Below are 22813 nucleotides of genomic sequence, written 5' to 3'. Positions count from 1 at the left end.
TCGTGGAATGGTTTCCAAATCTTTCCTCGCCGATTGACGAAGTGGCGAATAAAGTGCTTCCGGGGACCGGGGAAAGCGTTTCGCTGAACGTTCTTTGTGACAAGTTAGCCCACAAAGTCGGACATCTGCCCTTCACGTCTCTCGTCATCGCTATGCTGCCGCAGCGCAACACGCACATTGACCTCACGGGAGTATTTCAATGAGCTACGGGAATCAGCCGGGCAATCCTGGGGACTACGACCCTCAGCAGCCTGGCGAGGGGTACGGCCAGCAGGGTGGCGGCCAGCCCTCCGGGGGATACGGCCAGCAGGCCGGCGGGTACGGGCAGCAGGGCGGAGGGTACGGCCAGCAGGGCGGTTACCCGCCCCCCGGCGGCGGGGGCTACGGATACGGGCAGCAGCCGTACGGCGGTGGCGGGCCGGCCGCGCCGGACAACCACCTGGTGCCCGCGATCCTCACGACGATCTTCTGCTGCCTTCCTTTCGGAATCGTGTCGATCGTCAAGTCATCACAGGTCAATTCGAAGTGGGCGGTAGGCGACTACCAAGGTGCCATCGCCGCGTCGGAGGAGGCGAAGACCTGGTGGAAGCGGGCGCTGATCTGGGGCATCGTCACCCAGGTGGTCATCATCGTGGGGTACTTCCTCCTGGTGGCCCTGGTGCTCTCGACGGCCGGCACCACCTCGTACAACTACTGATGACCTCACACGCGGAGCACACCGCGGGGCGTGGCACGGGCCGTCTGCGGTCCCTGCTCGCGCCCCTCGGTGCCGCGGCGCTCACGGGGGCGCTGTTCACCTATGTCGGCGCGGTGGATCCGAACGCGCCGGGCCACTACCCCACGTGCCCCTTCCTGTTCATCACGGGGCTCTACTGCCCGGGCTGCGGCACGCTGCGCACCGTCCACGCCCTGGCGCACGGGGACGTGATCGCGGCGCTCGGGCTCAACCCTCTCGCCGTGGCCACGATCCCCTTCCTGCTGTTCTGGTGGGGCCGCTGGGTCCTGCGCGCGTGGCAGGGGCGGCCCCGCCGCACGACTCTGGCCCACCCGGCCTACATCTGGGCCTTCCTCGCGCTCGTCATCGTCTACTGGATCGTGAGGAACCTGCCTTTCGGCAGATTCCTGGCACCGTGACCCCCGGAGATCCGGCCACCCTGTGGCGAGGCGACGGCGGTAAGCCCGATACCATCGGCAGGGCAAGGTCGGGAGAGGAAGCCGGCCTCCGAGTCGTTCAGCTGATCGGATGGCGAGGTGTCCTCGGCCCGCGGGCACTGTCGACCGGAGGGACCCTGATCGGGTGAGCGAGCCAAGCGAGGAGATCAAGTGAGCGTGCTCGACGAGATCCTGGACGGCGTGCGAGCCGACCTCGCCGAACGGCAGCAGGCCGTGTCGCTGGCGGAGCTCAAGGACCGTGCCCAGCGGGCGCCTGCCACCAGAGACGCGTACGCCGCGCTGGGCGGTGACAAGGTCTCGGTCATCGCCGAGGTGAAGCGGTCCAGCCCGTCCAAGGGCGCGCTGGCGGCGATCGCCGACCCCGCCGCGCTCGCCGGCGACTACGAAGCGGGCGGCGCGCACGTCATCAGCGTGCTGACCGAGCGGCGCAGGTTCGGCGGAAGCCTGGAAGATCTGGCCGCGGTGCGCGCGGCCGTCGACATCCCGGTCCTGCGCAAGGACTTCGTCGTCAGCTCCTACCAGCTGTGGGAGGCCCGGGCCCACGGCGCCGACCTGGCGCTGCTGATCGTGGCCGCTCTCGACCAGAACGCTCTGATCTCGTTGATCGAACGCGCCGAGTCGATCGGCCTGGTGCCGCTGGTCGAGGTGCATACTGAGGAAGAGCTCGACCGGGCTCTGGAAGCGGGCGCGAAGATCATCGGTGTGAACGCGCGGAACCTCAAGACCCTCGAGGTCGATCGCGAGGTCTTCTCCCGCATCGCACCCAAGATCCCGGACGGCGTCATCAAGATCGCCGAATCCGGTGTGCGCGGCCCGCACGACCTGCTGGCGTACGCTCGAGCGGGCGCGGACGCCGTGCTCGTCGGCGAGAGCCTGGTCACAGGCAAGGACCCGCGGGCCGCGGTGGTCGATCTGGTCACCGCCGGCGCACACCCCGCATCGCGACTCGACAACGGACCCGAGAGGCAGCAGTGACGACCGAAGGCATGCTGATCACCGCGGCCGACTTCGCGGGCAACGGCCCGGCAGGCAACGATCCCGACATCCGTGGCCGCTTCGGCGTCTTCGGCGGCCGGTTCGTGCCGGAGGCGCTGATCCCCGCCCTCGACGAGGTGGCCCGGGTCTACGAAGAGGCCAAGACCGACGCCGGGTTCCTGCGCGAGTTCGACCACCTGCTGCGCACATACGCGGGCCGGCCGACCACCATCACCGAGGTGCGCCGGTTCAGCGAGGCGGCGGGCGGCGCCCGCGTGATCCTCAAGCGCGAGGACCTCACGCACACCGGCGCCCACAAGATCAACAATGTGCTCGGCCAGGCCCTGCTCACCAAGCGCCTGGGCAAGACGCGCGTCATCGCCGAGACCGGCGCGGGCCAGCACGGCGTCGCCACCGCGACCGCCTGCGCCCTGCTCGGCCTCGAATGCGTCATCTACATGGGCGAGGTCGACTGCGAGCGCCAGGCGCTCAACGTGGCACGCATGAAGCTCCTCGGGGCCGGCGTCGTCCCGGTCGCCAACGGCAGCCGCACCCTCAAGGACGCCATCAACGAGGCGTTCCGCGACTGGGTCACCAACGTCGACAGCACCCACTACCTGTTCGGCACGGTCGCCGGGCCCCATCCCTTCCCCGAGATCGTCCGCGACTTCGCGCGCATCATCGGCGTCGAGGCCCGCCGCCAGGTCCTCGAACTCACCGGCCGGCTTCCCGACGCCGTCGCGGCGGCCGTCGGCGGCGGTTCCAACGCCATCGGCATCTTCCACGCCTTCATCGATGACGAGGGCGTCGCGCTGCACGGCTACGAGGCCGGCGGCCACGGCGTCGAGAGCGGCGAGCACGCTCTGACCCTCACCGAGGGCTCGGTCGGCGTCCTGCACGGCTCCCGCACCTACGTCCTGCAGGACGACGAGGGCCAGACCATCGAGTCCCACTCGATCTCCGCCGGCCTCGACTATCCCGGTGTCGGCCCCGAGCACGCCTGGCTGAAGGACTCCGGCCGCGCGAGCTACCACGGCATCACCGACGACGAGGCGATGGAGGCCTTCTCCATCCTCGCCCGCACCGAGGGCATCATCCCCGCGATCGAGTCGGCGCACGCGCTCGCCGGCACGATGAAGCTCGGCCGGGAGCTCGGCCCCGAGGCGACCATCCTGGTCAACCTCTCGGGCCGCGGCGACAAGGACATGGGCACCGCCATGAAATATTTCAACCTGTAGGCCCACAGACCTGTGAGCGGGACTTCCTGAAATGACGACTCTTCAGACGGTGTTCGAGAAGGCGCGGGCCGACAGGCGAGCCGCTCTCGTCGGATACCTTCCGGCCGGCTTCCCCTCCAAGGACGGCGCCGTCGCCGCCGCGACCGCCATGGTCGAGGCGGGCTGTGACGTCATCGAGATCGGCCTGCCGTACTCCGATCCGCTGATGGACGGTCCCACCATCCAGGCCGCCGTGCACCGGGCGCTGACCAACGGCACCCGCATCGCCGACGTGATGCGCACCGTCGAGGGAGTGGCCAAGACCGGCGCGGCCGTGCTGGTCATGACCTACTGGAACCCGATCGACCGCTACGGGGCCGAGCGTTTCGCCCGCGACCTCGCCAACGCGGGCGGCGTGGGCACCATCACCCCCGACCTCACGCCCGAGGAGGCCGGGCCCTGGTGCTCGTTCAGCGCCGACGCGGGCATCGACACGGTGTTCCTCGTCGCGCCCAGTTCCACCGATCCGCGCATCCAGGCCGTGGTCGACCGCTGCACCGGGTTCGTGTACGCCGCCTCGCTGATGGGGGTCACCGGCGCCCGCACGAGCGTGAGCGCGGCGGCCGAGGGCCTGGTGAAGCACTGCCGCGTCCACACCGACCTGCCGGTCTGCGTGGGGCTCGGTGTCGGCACCGGTGCCCAGGCCGCGGAGGTCGCGGGCTACGCTGACGGTGTCATCGTGGGGTCCGCGTTCATCCGCCGCATCCTCGACGCCCCCGACGAGTCCTCGGGCCTGGCGACGGTGCGCGAGCTCGCCGCCGAGCTGGCTGCGGGAGTGCGCGCCTGATCCCACTCGCGAGGCCTGCGCCGCAGGTCCACGCGGGTGCGCTCGCCGCCGCCAGGCGTCCCCCAAAGGTCGTTTACCGGGTTCTTATCGTGGTCATGATGGGCTGAGCAGCCGGTACTCTTCGGCGGAACGCCGGTGCCGGACTCGGTACCCGGTGCCCGGTGCCGGACTCGGTATGCGGTGCCCGGTGCCGGACGTCCGCGGCTGGATGTCCCGCAGACCGGCCTGTTCGTGACCAAGGAGATGAGAATGCCCGGACTTCCGAGGAGGCCGCGCCGATGAGGTCGCTTTACGTGCGCCCGGCGGTACCCTGGGTGACGACCGTCGCCCGGCTCGTCGTCGCCGGGGTGCTGATCGCGGCCGGCTGGCTGAAAATCGGCACACCCGCCCTCTCCGTCCAAGCGGTGAAGGCCTACGAGCTGCTGTCGGAGCCGGTCGCCACCGCGGTGGGCTACGGCCTGCCGATCATAGAGATAGTCGTCGGGGTGTTGCTTGTTGTCGGGCTGCTCACGCGTGTGGCGGGATCCGTCTCCGCGCTGCTCATGCTGGCCTTCGTGGTCGGCATCGCGTCGGCGTGGGCTCGCGGCCTGCGCATCGACTGCGGGTGCTTCGGCGGGGGCGGCAAGCTGGCGGCCGGGCAGAGCCCCTCTTATTTCTGGGAAATCCTCCGCGACGGCGGATTGTTCCTGTTGGGGGCGTGGATCGTCTGGTTCGGCCCGGGCCGCTTGGCGCTCGACTCCGCCCTGGGGCTGGCCCCGGCGCGGTCGCCGGGGCGCCCGGACCACGACGCCGACGGCACCGACGATGAGCCCGACACGAAGGAGAGTCTCTGATGGGAAAGGCTGCGCGGGACCTCTCGGCGCGCGATCGGATCAAGGCCCAGCGTGAGCAGGAGCGCAAGCAGGCGCAGCGCAAGCGCCTCGCCACCGTCGTCATCGTGGCGGTCGTGGTGCTCGCGGTCGTCGTGGGCGGCTGGTGGTATGTCCAGTCGGGCAAGTCGGAGACCCTCAGCGGGCCGCTCGCCCCGATCACCCAGCAGGCCGACGGCTCGGTGGTCATGGCCAAGCCGGGCGTCGAGAAGCCGGTCCTGGACATCTACGAGGACTACCAGTGTCCCGCCTGCCAGGGCTTCGAGCAGACCAGTTCGGCGACGGTGAAGAACATGGCGGCGGCGGGCCAGGTGAAGGTGGTCTACCACCCCATCAACATCTTCAGCGCCGAGCCCGCGCACAACAACACCATGCGCGCCTCCGCTGCCGCCCGGTGCGTGCCGGACGGCAAGCAGTGGATGGCCTTCCACGACAGGCTGTTCAAGGAGCAGCCGTCCGAGAGCGCGAGCGGCTTCGCGATCGACGACCTCGTCAAGTGGGGCAAGGAGGCCGGAGTCACCGACCCCGGGTTCGAGTCCTGTGTGAAGAGCCAGAAGCACCTCCAGGCCCAGACCGACTACAGCAAGAAGGTCCTGGACTCCGGAGTCATCACCCAGGGCACGCCGACCCTGCGCCTCGACGGCAAGGAGCTCGACAACAAGGTGGCCTTCAGCCCGGCCGCCCTGCGCCAGGCCATCCTTGATGCCGCGAAGTAGCCCAGGAAACGGTAACGTCACCTGACATGCCCCTGGCCTTCATTCCCAGCCCGTCAGAAGGGGTCTGGCACCTCGGACCGATCCCTCTGCGGGCCTACGCTTTCTGCATCGTGCTCGGTGTCATCGCCGCCGTCTGGATCGGCGAGCGCCGCTGGCGTGCCCGCGGCGGCGAGCCCGGCACCATCACCGACCTCGCCGTCTGGGCCGTTCCGTTCGGCCTGGTCGGCGGGCGGCTCTATCACGTCATCACCGACTGGCAGCTCTACTTCGGGCCCGACGCCCCCAACGAGCCGATCGACGCGCTGTACATCTGGCACGGCGGCCTCGGCATCTGGGGCGCGGTGGCGCTCGGCGGCGTCGGGGTGTGGATCGCCTGCCGAAGACGCGGCATCTCGCTGTCGGCGGTGGCCGACGCGGTGGCGCCCGGCATTGCGGTGGGCCAGGCCATCGGCCGCTGGGGCAACTATTTCAACCAGGAGCTCTTCGGCGGCCCGACCACTCTCCCGTGGGGCCTGGAGATCGATCCCGGCCGTCCCGGCACGGTCCCCGGCGTGGCGACCTACCATCCCACCTTCCTGTACGAGTCGTTGTGGGACCTGGCCCTGGCGGGCGTGCTCATCTGGGCCGGCCGGCGGTACGCACTGACTCACGGAAGGCTGTTCGCGCTCTACGTCGCGGGCTACACCGTGGGCCGCTTCTGGATCGAGGGCATGCGGGTCGACCCCGCCCACCAGATCCTCGGCCTGCGGCTGAACCAATGGACCTCCGTGGTGATCCTCATCGGCGCCCTGGTCTACTTCTGGCTCACCAGGAACAAGACCACCGAGGAGATCGTGGTGCCGCCGGCGGGTCCGGGAGCCGTGTCCGACCCGGCGCATCCCGCCGACCAGGCCGACGACCACGAGGTCGCCGAGGCGTCGACCGTAGCGGAAGGCACCGGTGCGCCGGATCCCTCCGCCGAGCCCGCACTCGCCCTGGGCGAGGAAGAGGGCGCGGCGGATCCGGCGCACCCCGCGAACCAGGCCGACCCGGGTGAGGTCCAGAACGTTCCCGCCCAGGATCCGGTCATCGGCGGGGACGTCGACCCGGCCCATCCCGCGGATCAGGCGGACGCCGGGGAGGCGATCCGTCCCTCCCAGGATCCCGTCATCGGTTCCGACGCCGGCGGGGACGTCGACCCGGCCCATCCTGCGGATCAGGCGGACGCCGGGGAAGCGATCCGTCCCTCCCAGGATCCGGTCATCGGCTCCGACGCCGGCGGGGACGCCGACCCGGCCCATCCCGCGGTGCAGGCGGTGTCCGACTCGGAGGCGAATTCACGATGATCCAAGGCGGCTCCTCGGGGGGGCACGCCGAGATGCGCCACAAGCACCGCGATATGGCCGGCGGATGGCTCCGCCCGGCCGTGTCCGGCGCCGTGGCCGGCGCCCTGATGCCCGGCCACGGCTCGCTTCCGGGTGCCGGCGGCCAGTGAGCGCGCGCGGCAGTAAGAGACGCCGGTCCTCGTTCGAGGTGGAGGCCCTGTCCGAGCGCGGGCTGACGCAGCGGCAGCAACGCATCCTGATCGCCGTCGGCACGGTCGTGGCCGTGCTGCTGGGAGGGTTCGGGCTCACCGCGATCATCAGCACGCTCGGCGTCTCCACGCCGCCCGAGCAGAGCGGCTCGGCCGACACCATCGGCCTTCCCCGTCCCGCCGAGTACCAGGCCTGGCCCTCGCTCAAGCTGTTCGCCCCGATCGCCGACCGCAAGGCCGACAGGGCGCCGCTGCGGGCCGAGGAGGTCTTCGCCACCAAGACGCTCAAGAGCGGCAAGCTGACCTTGAAGCTGCTCGGCCGCCGCCTCGACGATGCCTGCGCGCCCGCCATGTGGGGTGGCGGCGTGCTGGCCAAGCTCCCGGAGACCGGCTGCACGCAGGCCGTCCGCGGTGTCTACCTGAGTGCGGACCGCCGGTACATCGCCCAGTACACCCTGTTCAACATGGCCAGTTCCGAGGCCGCCGACGGGTTCGTGCGCGACATGGCCACCCTCTACCGAGGGGGCGGCTGGGTGCGCCCGCTGGAGTCGGAGGCCGCCTCCTTCGTGACCGACGGCTACACCGAGGCCAGCGGTCACGCGATGGGGCACTACGCCGGGTTCGTCTGGGTCGGGCGGGCCGACGGCCAGGAGCCGACGGCCAAGGACGACTTCGTCTCGCTGATCCTGGGCGCCCGGGGCGCCGAGAAGGCGATCTACCGCCGCGTCGTCGCCGTCACCGGGTCCGCGACCCCTCCCGCGAAGTAGGCTGACTGGCCATGCTCAGCCGTACGTGGATCGCCGTCGCGGTCGCCGGAGTGCTCGCCGGCGCGGGGTCGATCCTGTTCGTCACCCTGCGGCCGGAGACGGGCCCGAGCCCGGCGACGTTCCGGGGTGAGCGCACATCCGCGCTGTACGACCCGATCGCCACCCGGGCGAAGGACCCCCGCCCGGTGAGCGAGCAGGAGGTGTTCGGGCAGGCCGCCACGCTCACCTCCTCGGGCGTGGCCATGAACCGCCGCCAGGTCACCGTGTCCACCGACTGCGCGGAGGCGCTGTGGGGGAGTGGCCCGACCAGCGCCGTCACCGGCTGCGCCCGCGTCGTGCGCGCGAGCTTCTCCAGCTCCGACGGCGCCGTCTCCGGCCAGTACGCCGTGTTCGACATGGCCGACGGCGCCTCGGCCGACCGGCTCGTGACCGCGCTCGACCCCAAGGACGGCGAGGGGTTCCTGCGGCTCGCCCCCGGCCAGCCGCCGTCGTTCGACGCCGGCCACAGCAGGGCGGAGGTGCGGGCACTCGGCCACTTCGCGGTGGTCAACTGGGTCGGCCCGGTGGGCGACGAGGGCAGAGCCGATCTCACCTTCCCGCAGCTCGCCCTAGAGACGCTCAGCGGGTTCGTCCAGCGGCGCGTCCTGAGCGCCGGCGGCTGAGCGCGCCGCCGGCGGGGCCACGGCGGCCGGCCGACGCGGTGTGTCTTGACCGGAACATGGGCCTTACCAGGCAACATGGCGACAATCTGTCCCGGAATAACGTCGTTCCGTGAGTCGTTCTGCTAACTGCGGCCCGGGACGTACGACACCGGACACTCCAGTGTCCTCACCACCTACACGGTGAATGTTCGCGATCACCACCTGGCGGGCACTATTCCGACAGGGTGCGGTAGTCTCTACACACCTAACAGCAGCAGGGCCAACGTCGTCCCTCTTGCCTGCACTCGCCAAGCCAGACGAAGCAGACGAAGACGACGGGAGGGATTCAATGCCTGCTGCCCACCTCGGTTCCCCCGAGCCCCAGGGCCTGTATCACCCTTCGCAGGAGCATGACGCGTGCGGTGTCGCCATGGTGGCGGATGTCGCCGGGCGCCGCAGTCACGACATCGTAGCGAAGGCCCTGACGGCACTGTGCAACCTGGATCACCGAGGGGCCAAGGGTAGCGAACCGGACACCGGCGACGGAGCCGGAATCCTGACGCAGATACCCGACGCGTTCCTCCGCGAATCCGTGGACTTCCCGCTTCCCCCGGCCGGCTCCTACGCCGCCGGCATCGCGTTCCTGCCGAACGACGAGCAGGCCCGCGCGATCGGCACCGGGATGATCGAGGAGATCGCCGCCGAGGAGGGACTCACGGTCCTCGGCTGGCGCGAGGTTCCCGTCGACCACGCCCATGCCGGGCCGAGTGCCCGTGCGGTCATGCCGGCCTTCCGGCAGCTCTTCGTCTCCTCTCCGGACGGCGAGACCGGGCTGCAGCTCGATCGCCGGGTCTTCTGCCTGCGCAAGCGCGCCGAGCACGAGGTGGACGTCTACTTCCCCTCCCTGTCGTCGCGGACGATCGTCTACAAGGGCATGCTGACGACGCCGCAGCTCGAGCCCTTCTTCCCCGACCTGTCCGACGAGAGGTTCGCCAGCGCGATCGCCCTGGTGCACTCACGTTTCTCCACCAACACCTTCCCGTCGTGGCCGCTGGCCCACCCCTACCGGTACATCGCGCACAACGGTGAGATCAACACCGTCAAGGGCAACCGCAACTGGATGCGGGCCCGCGAGGCGATGCTGCGGACCGACCTGATCCCCGGTGACCTCGCGCGGCTCTTCCCGATCTGCGACCCGGACGCCTCCGACACCGCGTCCTTCGACGAGTGCCTGGAACTGCTCCACCTCGGTGGCCGCAGCCTCCCGCACGCGGTGCTCATGATGATCCCCGAGGCGTGGGAGAACCACACCGAGATGGATCCCGCGCGCCGCGCCTTCTACGAGTACCACTCCACGTCGATGGAGGCGTGGGACGGTCCTGCGTCGATCACCTTCAGCGACGGCACTCTCGTGGGCGCGGTCCTCGACCGCAACGGCCTGCGTCCCGGCCGGTTCTGGGTGACCGACGACGGCCTGGTCGTGCTCGCGTCCGAGGCCGGCGTGCTGGACATCGAGCCGTCCAAGGTCGTCCGCAAGGGCCGGCTGCAGCCCGGCAAGATGTTCCTCGTCGACACCGAGCGCGGCATGATCATCGAGGACGACGAGGTCAAGGCCGAGCTCGCCGGCGAGCACTCGTACGGCGAGTGGCTGCACGCCGGGCTCGTGCGCTTCGAGGAGCTGCCCGAGCGGCAGCGCCCGATCGTCACCCACGAGGCCCTGGTCAAGCGCCAGCAGACCTTCGGCTACACCGAGGAGGAGCTGCGCGTCATCCTGGCCCCGATGGCCAAGGCCGGCGCCGAGCCGATCGGCTCGATGGGCACCGACTCGCCCGTCGCCGTCCTGAGCGAGAAGCCGCGGCTGCTGTTCGACTACTTCAGCCAGCTGTTCGCCCAGGTGACCAACCCGCCGCTGGACGCGATCCGCGAAGAGCTCGTCACCTCGCTGCAGACGACCATCGGCCCGGAGGGCAACCTGCTCGAGCCCGGCCCGGCGTCCTGCCGCAGGCTCGTCCTGCCGTATCCGGTGATCGACAACGACGAGCTCGCCAAGGTCATCCACATCAACGACGAGGGCGCGCTGCCCGGATTCCAGCCGCACGTCGTCTCCGGCCTGTTCGAGGTGGCCGGCGGCGGTGAGGGGCTGCTGCACCGGCTGGAGGAGATCTGCGCGGAGGTCTCGCAGGCGATCGCCGGCGGGGCCCGCATCATCGTGCTCTCCGACCGGGGCTCCGACGGCCGGATGGCCCCGATCCCGTCGCTGATGCTGACCGGCGCGGTGCACCACCACCTGATCCACGAGAAGTCGCGCACGCGCGTCGGCCTGGTCATCGAGACCGGCGAGGCCCGCGAGTGCCACCACATGGCGCTGCTGATCGGCTACGGCGCCTCCGCCGTCAACCCCTACCTGGCGATCGAGACCATCGAGGACATGGTCGCCACCGGGGCGCTGAGCCTCGACCCGCGTGCCGCCGTGCGCAACCTGATCAAGGCGTACGGCAAGGGCGTACTGAAGATCATGTCCAAGATGGGCGTGTCCACGGTCGCCTCCTACACCGGCGCGCAGATCTTCGAGGCGCTAGGCCTCGGCCAGGACGTCATCGACGCCTGTTTCGTAGGCACCACCTCCCGGCTGGGCGGCGTCGGCTTCGACGTGCTCGCGAAGGAGATCGGCCTGCGGCACCTGCGGGCCTACCCGCGCGCCGAGAACGCCCACCGGCGCCTGGAGGTCGGCGGCGAGTACCAGTGGCGGCGCGAGGGCGAGCCGCACCTGTTCAACCCGGAGACGGTGTTCAGGCTGCAGCACGCCACCCGCACGCGGCGGTACGAGATCTTCAAGCAGTACACCGGCCTGGTCGACTCGCACGCCGAGAGCCTGATGACGCTGCGTGGGCTGTTCAAGCTGCGCGAGGGCGTGCGCCCGCCGGTCCCGATCGAGGAGGTGGAGCCGGTCGAGAGCATCGTGAAGCGCTTCTCCACCGGCGCCATGTCCTACGGGTCGATCTCGCAGGAGGCGCACGAGACCATCGCGATCGCGATGAACCGGCTGGGCGCCAAGTCCAACACCGGTGAGGGCGGCGAGGACCCCGAGCGGCTCAACGACCCGGTGCGCCGCTCCGCGATCAAGCAGGTGGCCTCCGGCCGGTTCGGCGTGACCAGCGAATACCTGGTCAACGCCGCCGACCTGCAGATCAAGATGGCCCAGGGCGCCAAGCCCGGCGAGGGCGGCCAGCTGCCCGGTCACAAGGTGTACCCCTGGATCGCCAAGACCCGGCACTCCACGCCCGGCGTCGGCCTCATCTCGCCGCCGCCGCACCACGACATCTACTCCATCGAGGACCTGGCCCAGCTGATCCACGATCTGAAGAACTCCAACCCCGCCGCGCGCGTCCACGTGAAGCTCGTCGCGGAGGTAGGGGTCGGGACCGTGGCGGCCGGGGTCAGCAAGGCGCACGCCGACGTGGTGCTCATCTCCGGGCACGACGGCGGCACCGGCGCCTCGCCGCTGACCTCGATCAAGCACGCGGGCACTCCGTGGGAGCTCGGCCTGGCGGAGACCCAGCAGACGCTGCTGCTCAACGGCCTGCGCGACCGCATCGTGGTGCAGGCTGACGGCCAGCTCAAGACCGGCCGCGACGTGATCGTCGCCGCGCTGCTCGGTGCCGAGGAGTTCGGCTTCGCGACCGCCCCGCTGGTGGTGTCCGGCTGCGTCATGATGCGCGTCTGCCACCTGGACACCTGCCCGGTCGGCGTCGCGACGCAGAACCCCGAGCTGCGCAAGCGGTTCACCGGCAAGCCGGAGTTCGTGGTCAACTTCTTCGAGTTCGTCGCCGAGGAGGTCCGCGAGTACCTGGCCGCGCTCGGGTTCCGCTCGATCGACGAGGCCGTCGGCCACGCCGAGTTCCTGGACACCGCCGCGGCGGAGGACCACTGGAAGGCGGCGGGTCTCGACCTGTCCCCGATCCTGCACGTCCCCTCGCTGCCCGAGGGCACGCCGCTGCACCGCACGGTGGCCCAGGACCACGGCCTCGACAAGGCGCTGGACAACACGCTCATCCAGCTCGCCGAGGGTGCGCTCAAGTACGGCGACCGGGTGACGCTGGAGCTGCCGATCCGTAACGTCAACCGCACGGTCGGCACCATGCTCGGTCACCAGGTGACCACGCGGTTCGGCGGGCAGGGCCTGCCCGACAACACGATCGACGTGAGCTTCACCGGGTCGGCGGGCAACTCCTTCGGCGCGTTCGTGCCCAGGGGCATCACCCTGCGGCTGACCGGCGACGCCAACGACTACCTGGCCAAGGGCCTGTCCGGCGGGCGCGTCACGGTGCGGCCGCACCCCGACGCTCCGTTCAGCGCCGAGACGCAGGTCATCGCCGGGAACGTCGGCCTGTACGGCGCGACCTCCGGCGAGGTGTTCATCCGGGGCGTGGTGGGCGAGCGGTTCTGCGTCCGCAACTCCGGCGCGACCGCCGTCGTGGAGGGCGTGGGCGACCACGGCTGCGAGTACATGACGGGCGGCCGGGCGATCGTGCTCGGCCCGACCGGGCGCAACTTCGCGGCGGGCATGTCGGGCGGCGTCGCCTACGTGCTCGACCTGAACCTCGTACGCGTCAACCGCGAGATGGTCGAGGTCGAGGAGCTGACCGAGGAGGACTCGGAGTTCCTCAGGGACATCGTCGAGCGGCACCTGGCGGAGACGGGGTCCACCGTCGCCAAGACGCTGCTCGACGACTGGGACGGCACCCTCACCCGCTTCGGCAAGGTCATGCCGATCGACTACAAGCGGGTGCTGAAGGCGGCCGAGGCCGCGCGTGCCGAGGGCAGGGACATCGACGAGGCGGTCATGGCCGCCGTGCACGGCTAAGGGAGGTTTCACCGATGGCTGACCCCAAGGGTTTTCTGACGTACGAGCGTGAGTTGCCGGCGCGCCGCCCGGTCGACGTCCGCATCCGCGACTGGCGGGAGGTCTACGAGGACTTCCCCAAGCCGGCCCTCACCAAGCAGGCCGCGCGCTGCATGGACTGCGGCATCCCGTTCTGCCACAACGGCTGCCCGCTCGGGAACCTCATCCCCGAGTGGAACGACCTCGTGTTCCGAGACGACTGGCGCGAGGCGATCGAGCGGCTGCACGCCACCAACAACTTCCCCGAGTTCACCGGCCGCCTGTGCCCGGCTCCCTGCGAAGCGGCGTGCGTGCTGGGCATCAACTCCGACCCCGTGACCATCAAGCGGGTCGAGGTCGAGATCATCGACCGGGCCTTCGCCGAGGGCTGGGTGACCCCCCAGCCGCCGGCGGCCAGGACCGGCAAGAAGGTCGCCGTCGTCGGATCGGGGCCCGCGGGCCTGGCCGCGGCCCAGCAGCTCACCCGGGCCGGGCACGACGTGGTGGTGTTCGAGCGCGCCGACCGGATCGGCGGCCTGCTGCGCTACGGCATTCCCGAGTTCAAGATGGAGAAGCGGCACGTCGACCGGCGCCTCGCGCAGATGCGCGCGGAGGGCACCGAGTTCCGCACGGGCGTCAACGTCGGCGTGGACGTCACGGTCGAGCGGCTCCGCGAGGAGTTCGACGCGATCGTGCTCTCCGGCGGCGCCACCGCGTGGCGCGACCTGCCCGTGGCCGGCCGCGAGCACAAGGGCGTCTACCAGGCCATGGAGTACCTCCCGCTGTCCAACAAGGTGCAGGAGGGCGACCTCGCCGTCTCCCCGGTGTCCGCCGAGGGCAAGCACGTCGTGGTGATCGGCGGCGGTGACACCGGTGCCGACTGCGTCGGCACCGCGATGCGCCAGGGCGCGATCTCGGTGACCCAGCTCGAGATCATGCCCAAGCCCCCGGGCCTGCGGCCGGAGGCCCAGCCGTGGCCGACGTACCCCATGCTGTTCAAGACGGAGAGCGCCCACGAGGAGCTCGAGGACGGGGGTGGCGCGCGGGTGTACGCCGTCTCGACCACCGAGTTCGTCGCGGACGACCAGGGACGGGTGAAGGCCCTGCGCCTGGTGGACGTGGAGGGGCCGGCCAGCGGCTTCAGGCCCATCCCCGGCACCGAGCGCGAGATTCCTGCCGAGCTGGTCACGCTGGCCATGGGCTTCCTGGGCCCCGAGAAGGGTCCCCTGCTCGCCGACCTGGCCGCCCTGGCCGGCGACCCGGACTCGTTCTTCGACGCCCGGGGCAACGTCGCACGGAACAAGTCGTATATGTCGGGTGTGGACGGTGTCTTCGTCGCCGGTGACATGGGTCGTGGCCAGTCGCTCATCGTGTGGGCGATCGCGGAGGGCCGCTCGGCGGCCGCCGCCGCGGACCACTACCTCACCGGCCAGACGGCGCTCCCCGTCGCGATCCCGCCGACGGCACGGCCGCTGATCTGATGGACTCGAGGACGGCGTCCCGGGCCAGGGGCGCCGTCCTCTTTGTGCTGTTTCAAGCATTCAACCGGTAACTTGGCGCTATATATCTCTATAACGGGTGGATTGCCGGAGGATTTCATCGACAATTTGCTTTGGTCCTCGATCCGCTGAAAGATGCTGCCTCGTCGTATGACAGGGCATGAGGAGAGGGTCCATGGTGCGGGGGTACAGACGCCTGAGGGGCGCTGTCGTTTCAATCGCTGTCGCGGGCACGCTGGCCGCGGGCTCTCTCGTGACGGGCGCCGGTCCGGCCGTCGCCAGGCCGGCGCCGGGGGAGGCGAGCCAGTACCTCGTCTTCTACGCCCAGGGCAGGCAGGCCGACGCGCTGAGCGCGATCAGGTCCGGCGGCGGCGTCGTCGAGGCCGTGGACGCCAAGCTGGGGTACGCCCTGGTGCACGGTCCGGGCACGGCCTTCGCCGAGCGGCTGGGCGCGAGCTCGTCCATCGTCGGCGTGACCGACAACCGCAGGGTCGGTTCGGCCGCCGCCCTCCCGGCCCAGGGCCCGGTCTCCGTGCCCGCCGTCGCCACCCCCGCCGCGGAGGTCTCGGCGCCGGCCCAGGGGGCCTTCCCCGCCGCCGCGTCCTCGTCCCAGGCCGCCGCCGCCGCGACCCGCGGCGACCCGCTGTCGGCCCGGCAGTGGAACATGAAAATGATCGGCGCCACGCCCGGCGGCTCGTACGCCAAGGACCGCGGCAGCAAGAGGGTCCTGGTCGGCGTCATCGACACCGGCGTGGACGGCAGGCACCCCGACATCGCCCCCAACTTCGACCGCAGGCTCAGCCGCAACTTCGTGGTCGACCGCCCGAAGGACTCCAAGGGCAAGACGCTCGACGGGCCCTGCGAGTACAAGAACTGCAAGGACCCGGCCGATGTGGACGACGACGGCCACGGCACCCACGTGGCGAGCACCATCGGCTCGCCGCTCAACGGCATCGGCGTCGCGGGCGTCGCGCCCGGCGTCTCGCTCGTCAACATCCGCGCCGGCACCGACTCGGGCTTCTTCTTCCTCAAGCCGGTACTGGACGCGCTGACCTACGCCGGTGACGCGGGCATCGACGTGGTCAACATGAGCTTCTTCGTCGACCCGTGGACCTTCAACTGCGCCCGCAACAAGGCCGACTCCCGCGCCGAGCAACTGCAGCAGGCCGGGATCATCACCGGTGTCCAGCGCGCGCTCGACTACGCCCGCGGCCACGGCGTCACGCTCATCAGCGCGCTCGGGAACGGCTCCACCGACCTCGGTCACCCCACGACGGACAAGGACAGCCCCGGCTACCCCGCCGGTTCCGAGCGTGACCGCACGATCGACAACTCCTGCCTGAACGTGCCGGCCGAGTCGCGTGGCGTCATCTCCGTCTCCGCCGTCGGGCCCAGCAAGCGCAAGGCCTGGTACTCCGACTACGGGACCGAGCAGACCGACCTCGCCGCTCCCGGTGGCGACCCCACCGACGCGGGCACCTCGCTGAAGGGCACGGCTAGGGAGATCCTGGCCGCCGCGCCGACCCGGGCGCTGCGCAAGCAGAAGCTGATCGACGGTTCGGGCAAGCCCACCGGCTCCTCGGTGGTGCGCGACTGCCACCAAGGGAAGTGCTCGTACTACCAGTACCTCTCCGGCACCTCGATGGCCTCGCCGCACGCCGCCGGCGTCGCCGCGATCCTGATCAGCCGCTTCGGCAAGCCGGGCAGGGGCGGCCTGGCCCTCAGCCCCGCGCGGGTGCAGGAACTGCTGTACGCCACGGCCGACCGAGTCGGGTGCCCGTCGTCCGGCTCCATCACCTACTCCGTGAGCGAGCAGAAGCACCTCTGCGCGGGCCCCACGTCGAAGAACGGCTTCTACGGGCACGGTCTGGTCAACGCCTACCGCGCCGCCACCGCCAAGCACTGACCCGCCTGAGGGCGGGCCGCATACGGCTCCCGGCCCACGCGCACGCGTGGGCCGGGAGCCGTTTCGGTGTGGCGGGCCGACCGGCCGCATGGTGAACACCGGATGAACGGCCATGGCCGGTTCGCCGACGCGGCTGACCCGCGCTCGCGTGACGCCTATCCTGAGAGGCACACGCACACTGAATACGGACCTGGAGCGCCCGGTCGCATACGTCGGGGTTCACGTCCAGGCATCGACTTCTGCCTGCGACGACGTGCCCGGGGCAGCCCGATGGCGGGCTCGCGCCACCTGGATTTCCCCAAGGGCGATGGAGTTCGTCATCACCAAGTGGTCTGTACCAATTAGGGTAGGACTTGTGAGTCGTCGAGCGAAGATTGTCTGCACACTGGGCCCCGCCACCTCCTCTCCGGAGCGCCTGCGCGAGCTGATCGCCGCGGGTATGAACGTCGCGCGGTTCAACCTCAGCCACGGAAGCCATGAGCTCCACAAGGAGGTTCACGCCAGGGTGAGGGAGGCCGCCGCCGAACTGGGCAAGGCGGTCGGCGTTCTAGCGGACCTCCAGGGGCCGAAGATCCGGGTAGGCCGGTTCGCCGAGGGCCCCGTGCGCCTCGGCTTCGGCGACGTCTTCACCATCACCACCGAAGACGTCCCCGGCGACCGCAACCTGGTCTCCACGACCTACGACGGCCTTCCGAACGACGTGCGCCCCGGCGACACGATCCTGGTCGACGACGGCCGCCTGGTGCTGGAGGCCACGGAGGTCGACGGCCCGCGCGTCGTCACCAAGGTCGTCGTCGGCGGCATGATCTCCGACAACAAGGGCCTCAACCTGCCCGGTGTCGTGGTCTCCGCCCCCGCCCTCACCGACAAGGACGAGGAGGATCTGCGCTGGGCCCTGCGCACCGGCTTCGACATGATCGCCCTCTCCTTCGTGCGCAGCCCCGACGACGCCCAGATCGTGCGCGCCATCATGGACGAGGAGGGCGTCCACCTGCCGCTGCTCGCCAAGATCGAGAAGCCGCAGGCGGTCGAGCATCTCGAGGCGATCGTCGACGCGTTCGACGGCATCATGGTCGCCCGCGGCGACCTCGGCGTCGAGCTCCCGCTGGAGCAGGTCCCGGTCGTGCAGCGGCGCGCCATCGCCCTGGCCAGGGAGAAGGCCCACCCGGTCATCGTGGCCACCCAGATGCTCGACTCGATGATGAGCGCTCCCCGGCCCACCCGCGCCGAGGCCTCCGACGTCGCCTACGCCGTGATGGACGGCGCCGACGCCGTCATGCTCTCCGGCGAGACCTCGGTCGGCAGCTATCCCATCGAGTCGGTCGCGACGATGGCGCGCATCGCCTCGGCGGCCGAGGCCGACTCGCTCCAGTCGACGCACACCTTCGAGCGGCTCCCCGAGACCACCGGCGGCGCGATCGCCCGCGCGGCGGCCGAGGTCGGGGCGATCGTCGGCGCCAAGGCCCTGTGCGCCTTCACGATGTCGGGGGAGACCGCGCGGCGGCTCGCCCGCTACCGCTCCCCGATCCCGCTGCTGGCCTTCACCTCCGCCCCGGAGGTGCGCGGCCAGCTCGCCCTCACCTGGGGCGTGGAGACCTTCGAAGTGCCGTTCGTGCACCACACCGACGACATGGTGCGCCAGGTCGAGTCGGCCCTGCTGTCCACCGGCCGCTACGAGAAGGGCGACAAGGTCGTCGTCGTCGCCGGATCGCCTCCCGGCAACCACGGCTCCACCAACGCCCTGCGCGTCCACACCATCGGCTCGGCCGTCTCCAGCGGCGGCGCCTGATCCTCGTACGCGCGGGCGGACCCTGTGCGGCCGTACGCCTTCGGTAGAGGTCCGGTGGGGAGATCACCAAGAGCCGCATGTGAGGCGGTTCGCCGTAACACGACCGGCTTCAATCGGTTCCATGACGGTGGCCGGGAGTCGCAAGGGAGAGGCCGGCCGGCCGAGGGTCGGCCGTCTCTGGAGCCGGCGGCCCCTCTGGACATCGCGGGTGCTCGGCCATCCGGCGGCCCCGCTGGCCTTCGTGGCGGCGCTGTACGGGCTCGCCCAGCTCGCGTTCGTCGGCAACGGCCTGCGCTGGGGCTGGGACGAGATGGTCTATCTCAGCCAGGTCAGCCCTAGCCTGCCGGATGCCGCGTTCACCGCTCCGCGTGCCCGGGGGATCACCTGGCTGGTCGCCCCGGTGGCGTTCTTCTCCGCCTCGCCGTCGGTCGTGCGGCTCTGGATGACGCTGCTGTCCTCCACCGGCCTGTTCGTGGCCTATCTGCCCTGGCTGCGCGTGCTGGCCCACCGTGGGCACCCGGCCGTGGTGGCGCTCGCCGCGCTGCTGTTCGCCGGTCTGTGGGTGGTCCAGTACTACGGCGGCGCCGTGATGCCGAACCTGTACGTCGCCTACGCCTCGGTGGCGGCCACCGCGTTCTTCCTCCTGGCCGTCCGGGACCCCCGCGCCGCCGGCGATCCGGACGTGGCCGCGTCCTCCCGGACGGCCCAGGGCCCGCTCCTCGGCCTGGCGGCCGGCGTGGCCGTGGCCGCGCTGCTGCGGCCCGGCGACGCGGTGTGGCTCGTGCTGGCGCTCGGCCTCGCCTGGCCGGCCGTACGCGCGTGGCGCCGGGCGGCCGTCCTGCCGGCCCTGGTGGGTGGGCTCGCGCTGGGACTCGCGCCGTGGATCGTGGAGGCCTACACCCGGTACGGCGGGCTGTTGCACCGCGTCCACGAGGCCAGCCGGATCCAGGGCACGCTGCGGCCCACGTGGGGTGTGCTCCACGAGTTCACGGCGCTCAACGGGCCGCTGCTGTGCCGCCCGTGCGATATCCCGGTGAAGTACCCCTACCTGGTGCTTTGGTGGCTGGTGCTGCCCTTCGCCGCCGCGGGAGGGGTTCTCGTGGCGCGCCGGATCGGCGTGGCCGGGCCGTACGGCCTGGCCTGCGCCGCCGGGGCCGGCCTGGCGGCGCAGTACCTGTTCCTGGTGGGATACGGCGCGCCGCGCTTCCTGCTGCCCGCCTACGCCCTGCTGGCCCTGCCCGTGGCCCTCCTGCTGGTGCGGCTGGCCTGGTCCCGGCGCTCGGCCGCCGTGGTCGTCGGGACCGCGGTGGCAGGCCAGTTGGTCACCCAGCATCTGATCCTCGATCGCCGGGTGGAGCGATCGCACGCCTACAGGGCGGGGGAGCGGGCCGTCGCCGAGACGCTGCGGCGGTCGGGGCTCTCGGCGCCGTGTGTCGTCGGCGGCCCGGCCGCGACCCTGCCCATGGCCTACGAGGCGGGCTGCGGGTTCCGCACCTTCCGGCGGAAGGCCCTGACCCGGCCGGACGAGCGAATGGCCGCCTACGTCACCCGTGTGCCGGAGGCGGCCGTCGCGGGATGGGTCTCACGGAGCCTGCGGACCGCCGACGGGCGGATGTGGTACCTGTGGCTGCCGGCCGTGCGAGCCGGCGAAAATGCCGAAACCGCGCGGCCTAAACCACGCGGTTTCGCCGGGTCAGTGCCCCGAGTGGGATTCGAACCCACACTGTATGGATTTTGAGGCCATCGACTCTGCCGTTGGTCTATCGGGGCGCCGCCGTGCTCGTGTCCCTAATCTAGCGGACATCGGTACTCTCTTGGTCGTGAGTACGCAGCGGCGAGTGGTGATCGTGGAAGACGAGGCGCTGATCCGCCTCGACCTCAAGGAGATGCTCGAAGAGGAGGGCTATGCCGTCGTCGGAGAGGCCGGAGACGGCGAGACGGCGATCAAGCTGGCTCTGGAGCAGCGGCCCGATCTGGTGATCCTTGACGTGAAGATGCCCATCCTCGACGGCATTTCGGCCGCCGAGCGCATCGTTTCCGAGCGCGTCGCCCCGTGCCTGATCCTCACCGCGTTCTCCCAGCGCGATCTCGTCGAACGGGCCAGGGACGCCGGCGCCATGGCCTATCTCGTCAAGCCGTTCACCAAGTCCGATCTGGTCCCGGCGATCGAGATGGCGGTGAGCCGCCACGAGGAGATCACCGCGCTGGAGCGGGAGGTCTCCACGCTCGGCGAGCGCCTGGAGACGCGCAAGCTCGTCGAGCGCGCGAAGGGCCTGCTGATGGCCGAGCACGGATGGACCGAGCCCCAGGCGTTCCGCTGGATCCAGAAGGCCTCGATGGACCGCCGCATGAGCATGCGCCAGGTCGCCCAGGCCGTCGTCAACGAGTCCGGGGGACCCGAGGAGTCATGACCATCATGTGCGGCCGTACATCACGGCCCCCGGGGTCCCCCGGAGGCCCACGCTCGGTGGCGGCATGCTCGTGACCGCAAGTCAAGGTCTGCGGGCTCTTTCTCGGCGCGCGGCCGTTCGCGGAGCGGCGGTCGATCTTTTTGAACGCGCCGCCGTCGATGTGACCTTTACTTTTCGGATCGATCGCCGAAGAGGACCGGTGTGATAACGAAGCGGTAACGTGATGGGTCTCTGTACCGACCTGTGACTTGAGCTGGGTGTAATGTCGTCAACGAGCCCTGGCCAGACCGCCAGGGTGGTTCTGTGAACCCGATCCCGACGCGGGATCAGGCGAAAGGAAGGCAACCTTGCGGCCCAAGATTGCTCGCCTCGGGGGCGTGCTCGCCGTCGGTGTGGCGCTTACCGTTGGTCTCGCCGCTTGTGGCGGAGGCTCAGAGCCGACGCCGGGCGGCGGCGGCGCCTCCGCGCCGACCACATTGAAGATTGGGTTTATGGGTGACCTGTCGGGTGAGAACTCCGGCATCGTCATCCCGCCGAGCAACGGCGCCCAGCTTGCCGTCGACGAGTACAACGCCACCAACCCCAAGGTCAAGGTGGAGATGATCAAGTACGACAGCCGCGCCGACGCGACGACGGCTGTCTCCCTGGCCCAGAAGGCGATCAAGGACGACAAGATCGTCGCGCTGGTCGGGCCGGCGTTCTCCGGCGAGTCCAAGCAGGCCGTCCCGCTGCTGGAGGAGGCGAAGATCCCGAACATCTCCGCTTCGGCCACCAACGCCGACCTCGCCAAGAACGGCTGGAAGTTCTGGCACCGCGTCGTCCCCAACGACGGTGTGCAGGGTCCGGCCATCGCCGACTTCATCTCCGGTGCGGCCGCGGCCAAGAACGTCTTCGTCGTCGACGACAAGTCCGAGTACGGCAAGGGCATCGGCGACGCTGTGCGGGCGCAGCTCAAGTCCAAGGGCGTCACGGTCACCGACGACGCGCTCGACCCGGCGGCGACCGACTACTCCTCCACCGTCAACAAGGCCGCTGCGGCCAAGCCGGACGCCATCTTCTTCGGCGGGTACTACGCCGGCGCCGGCAAGCTGATCAAGCAGCTGCGCGACAAGGGCGTGGACGCGAAGTTCTTCTCCGGCGACGGTTCGCTGGACAAGGGCATCATCGAGGGCGCCGGCGAGAAGCAGGCGGAGGGGACGCTCATCGGCTGCCCGTGCCGCATCCCGACCCCGGACGAGTCCGACGAGAAGGTGAAGAAGTTCGCCGCCGACTACAAGGCGAAGTTCGGCGCCGACCCGCTGATCTACGCCACCGAGGGCTACGACGCCATGACGACGTTCCTCAAGGCGATCGGAGCGGGCGCGACCACGACCGAGACCATCAACGACGCGATCGGGAAGTCCGACTTCCAGGGCATCTCCAAGCAGATCAAGTTCGATCCGACTGGTGAGCCTTCCGCGAAGTCGATTTACATGTACCAGGTCAAGGGTGGACAGATCGGCCTGCTCGGTGACACGACGACGGCCAAGCTTGGCTGACGGACGAAAGTAATCGGCCAGGTAATGAGGGGGCGGGAACGCCGCGGCGATCCCGCCCCTCCCCGTTGTC

General features: G+C 70.2%; 17 protein-coding genes and 1 tRNA gene. 16 read left to right on the top strand and 2 right to left on the bottom strand.

What is annotated here, in order from left to right:
* The first annotated feature begins 199 nt into the window (after nt 1-199).
* The 14 genes from ABD810_RS14260 to pyk all read left to right on the top strand — a co-directional run bounded on the left by ABD810_RS14260 (nt 200) and on the right by pyk (nt 18794).
* Nucleotides 200-697, top strand: coding sequence for a CD225/dispanin family protein (locus tag ABD810_RS14260; RefSeq protein ID WP_344938881.1), 498 nt, complete (start codon nt 200-202; stop codon nt 695-697).
* The gene (locus ABD810_RS14255; RefSeq protein WP_344938878.1) at nt 697-1134 is read left to right on the top strand and encodes a DUF2752 domain-containing protein; all 438 of its coding nucleotides are present in this window, start codon (nt 697-699) and stop codon (nt 1132-1134) included. Before ABD810_RS14260 ends, ABD810_RS14255 begins: the two co-directional genes overlap by 1 nt.
* Before the next feature lie 189 nt (nt 1135-1323).
* Nucleotides 1324-2148: an indole-3-glycerol phosphate synthase TrpC gene (gene trpC, locus ABD810_RS14250; protein WP_344938876.1), complete on the top strand. Its 825-nt coding sequence runs from the start codon at nt 1324-1326 to the stop codon at nt 2146-2148.
* Between the two features lie 11 nt (nt 2149-2159).
* Nucleotides 2160-3386, top strand: a complete 1227-nt coding sequence (gene trpB, locus ABD810_RS14245; RefSeq protein ID WP_344939064.1) for a tryptophan synthase subunit beta — start codon at nt 2160-2162, stop codon at nt 3384-3386.
* Nucleotides 3387-3417: 31 nt separating this feature from the next.
* A complete protein-coding gene (gene trpA / locus ABD810_RS14240; RefSeq protein ID WP_344938874.1) occupies nt 3418-4212 on the top strand; it encodes a tryptophan synthase subunit alpha in 795 nt (264 codons plus the stop codon).
* Nucleotides 4213-4490: 278 nt separating this feature from the next.
* Complete coding sequence (locus ABD810_RS14235) at nt 4491-5045, top strand: MauE/DoxX family redox-associated membrane protein (protein WP_344938872.1); 555 nt, start codon at nt 4491-4493, stop codon at nt 5043-5045.
* Nucleotides 5045-5797, top strand: coding sequence for a DsbA family protein (locus ABD810_RS14230; RefSeq protein WP_344938871.1), 753 nt, complete (start codon nt 5045-5047; stop codon nt 5795-5797). The genes ABD810_RS14235 and ABD810_RS14230 overlap by 1 nt, the downstream gene beginning before the upstream one ends.
* Before the next feature lie 26 nt (nt 5798-5823).
* A complete protein-coding gene (gene lgt, locus ABD810_RS14225; RefSeq protein WP_344938869.1) occupies nt 5824-7122 on the top strand; it encodes a prolipoprotein diacylglyceryl transferase in 1299 nt (432 codons plus the stop codon).
* 145 nt (nt 7123-7267) lie between these two features.
* On the top strand, nt 7268-8077 hold the full coding sequence (locus ABD810_RS14220) for a hypothetical protein (RefSeq protein WP_344938867.1): 810 nt from the start codon (nt 7268-7270) through the stop codon (nt 8075-8077).
* Nucleotides 8078-8088: 11 nt separating this feature from the next.
* A complete protein-coding gene (locus tag ABD810_RS14215) occupies nt 8089-8739 on the top strand; it encodes a hypothetical protein (protein ID WP_344938865.1) in 651 nt (216 codons plus the stop codon).
* 328 nt (nt 8740-9067) lie between these two features.
* Nucleotides 9068-13582, top strand: a complete 4515-nt coding sequence (gltB, locus tag ABD810_RS14210) for a glutamate synthase large subunit (RefSeq protein WP_344938863.1) — start codon at nt 9068-9070, stop codon at nt 13580-13582.
* A 14-nt stretch (nt 13583-13596) separates the two neighbouring features.
* A complete protein-coding gene (locus ABD810_RS14205; RefSeq protein ID WP_344938861.1) occupies nt 13597-15081 on the top strand; it encodes a glutamate synthase subunit beta in 1485 nt (494 codons plus the stop codon).
* Nucleotides 15082-15274: 193 nt separating this feature from the next.
* On the top strand, nt 15275-17005 hold the full coding sequence (locus tag ABD810_RS14200; protein ID WP_344938859.1) for a S8 family peptidase: 1731 nt from the start codon (nt 15275-15277) through the stop codon (nt 17003-17005).
* A gap of 355 nt (nt 17006-17360) precedes the next feature.
* Complete coding sequence (gene pyk, locus ABD810_RS14195) at nt 17361-18794, top strand: pyruvate kinase (protein ID WP_344938857.1); 1434 nt, start codon at nt 17361-17363, stop codon at nt 18792-18794.
* Between the two features lie 315 nt (nt 18795-19109).
* On the opposite strand, the gene ABD810_RS14190 is transcribed toward pyk, so the two are convergent.
* Both ABD810_RS14190 and ABD810_RS14185 read right to left on the bottom strand, forming a co-directional pair.
* On the bottom strand, nt 19110-19256 hold the full coding sequence (locus ABD810_RS14190) for a hypothetical protein (RefSeq protein ID WP_344938855.1): 147 nt from the start codon (nt 19254-19256) through the stop codon (nt 19110-19112).
* 1235 nt (nt 19257-20491) lie between these two features.
* Nucleotides 20492-20564, bottom strand: a tRNA-Leu gene (locus tag ABD810_RS14185).
* Nucleotides 20565-20632: 68 nt separating this feature from the next.
* Here ABD810_RS14185 and ABD810_RS14180 point away from each other — a divergent pair.
* Complete coding sequence (locus ABD810_RS14180) at nt 20633-21205, top strand: ANTAR domain-containing response regulator (RefSeq protein ID WP_344938853.1); 573 nt, start codon at nt 20633-20635, stop codon at nt 21203-21205.
* Between the two features lie 377 nt (nt 21206-21582).
* On the top strand, nt 21583-22743 hold the full coding sequence (locus ABD810_RS14175; protein WP_344939061.1) for a branched-chain amino acid ABC transporter substrate-binding protein: 1161 nt from the start codon (nt 21583-21585) through the stop codon (nt 22741-22743).
* The last annotated feature ends 70 nt before the right edge of the window (nt 22744-22813 follow it).

Origin of the sequence: Sphaerisporangium flaviroseum, from assembly GCF_039537005.1 — a bacterium.
In the GTDB taxonomy this organism is placed as follows: Bacteria; Actinomycetota; Actinomycetes; order Streptosporangiales; family Streptosporangiaceae; genus Sphaerisporangium; species Sphaerisporangium flaviroseum.
This window is presented reverse-complemented; position numbering and strand designations above follow the sequence as displayed.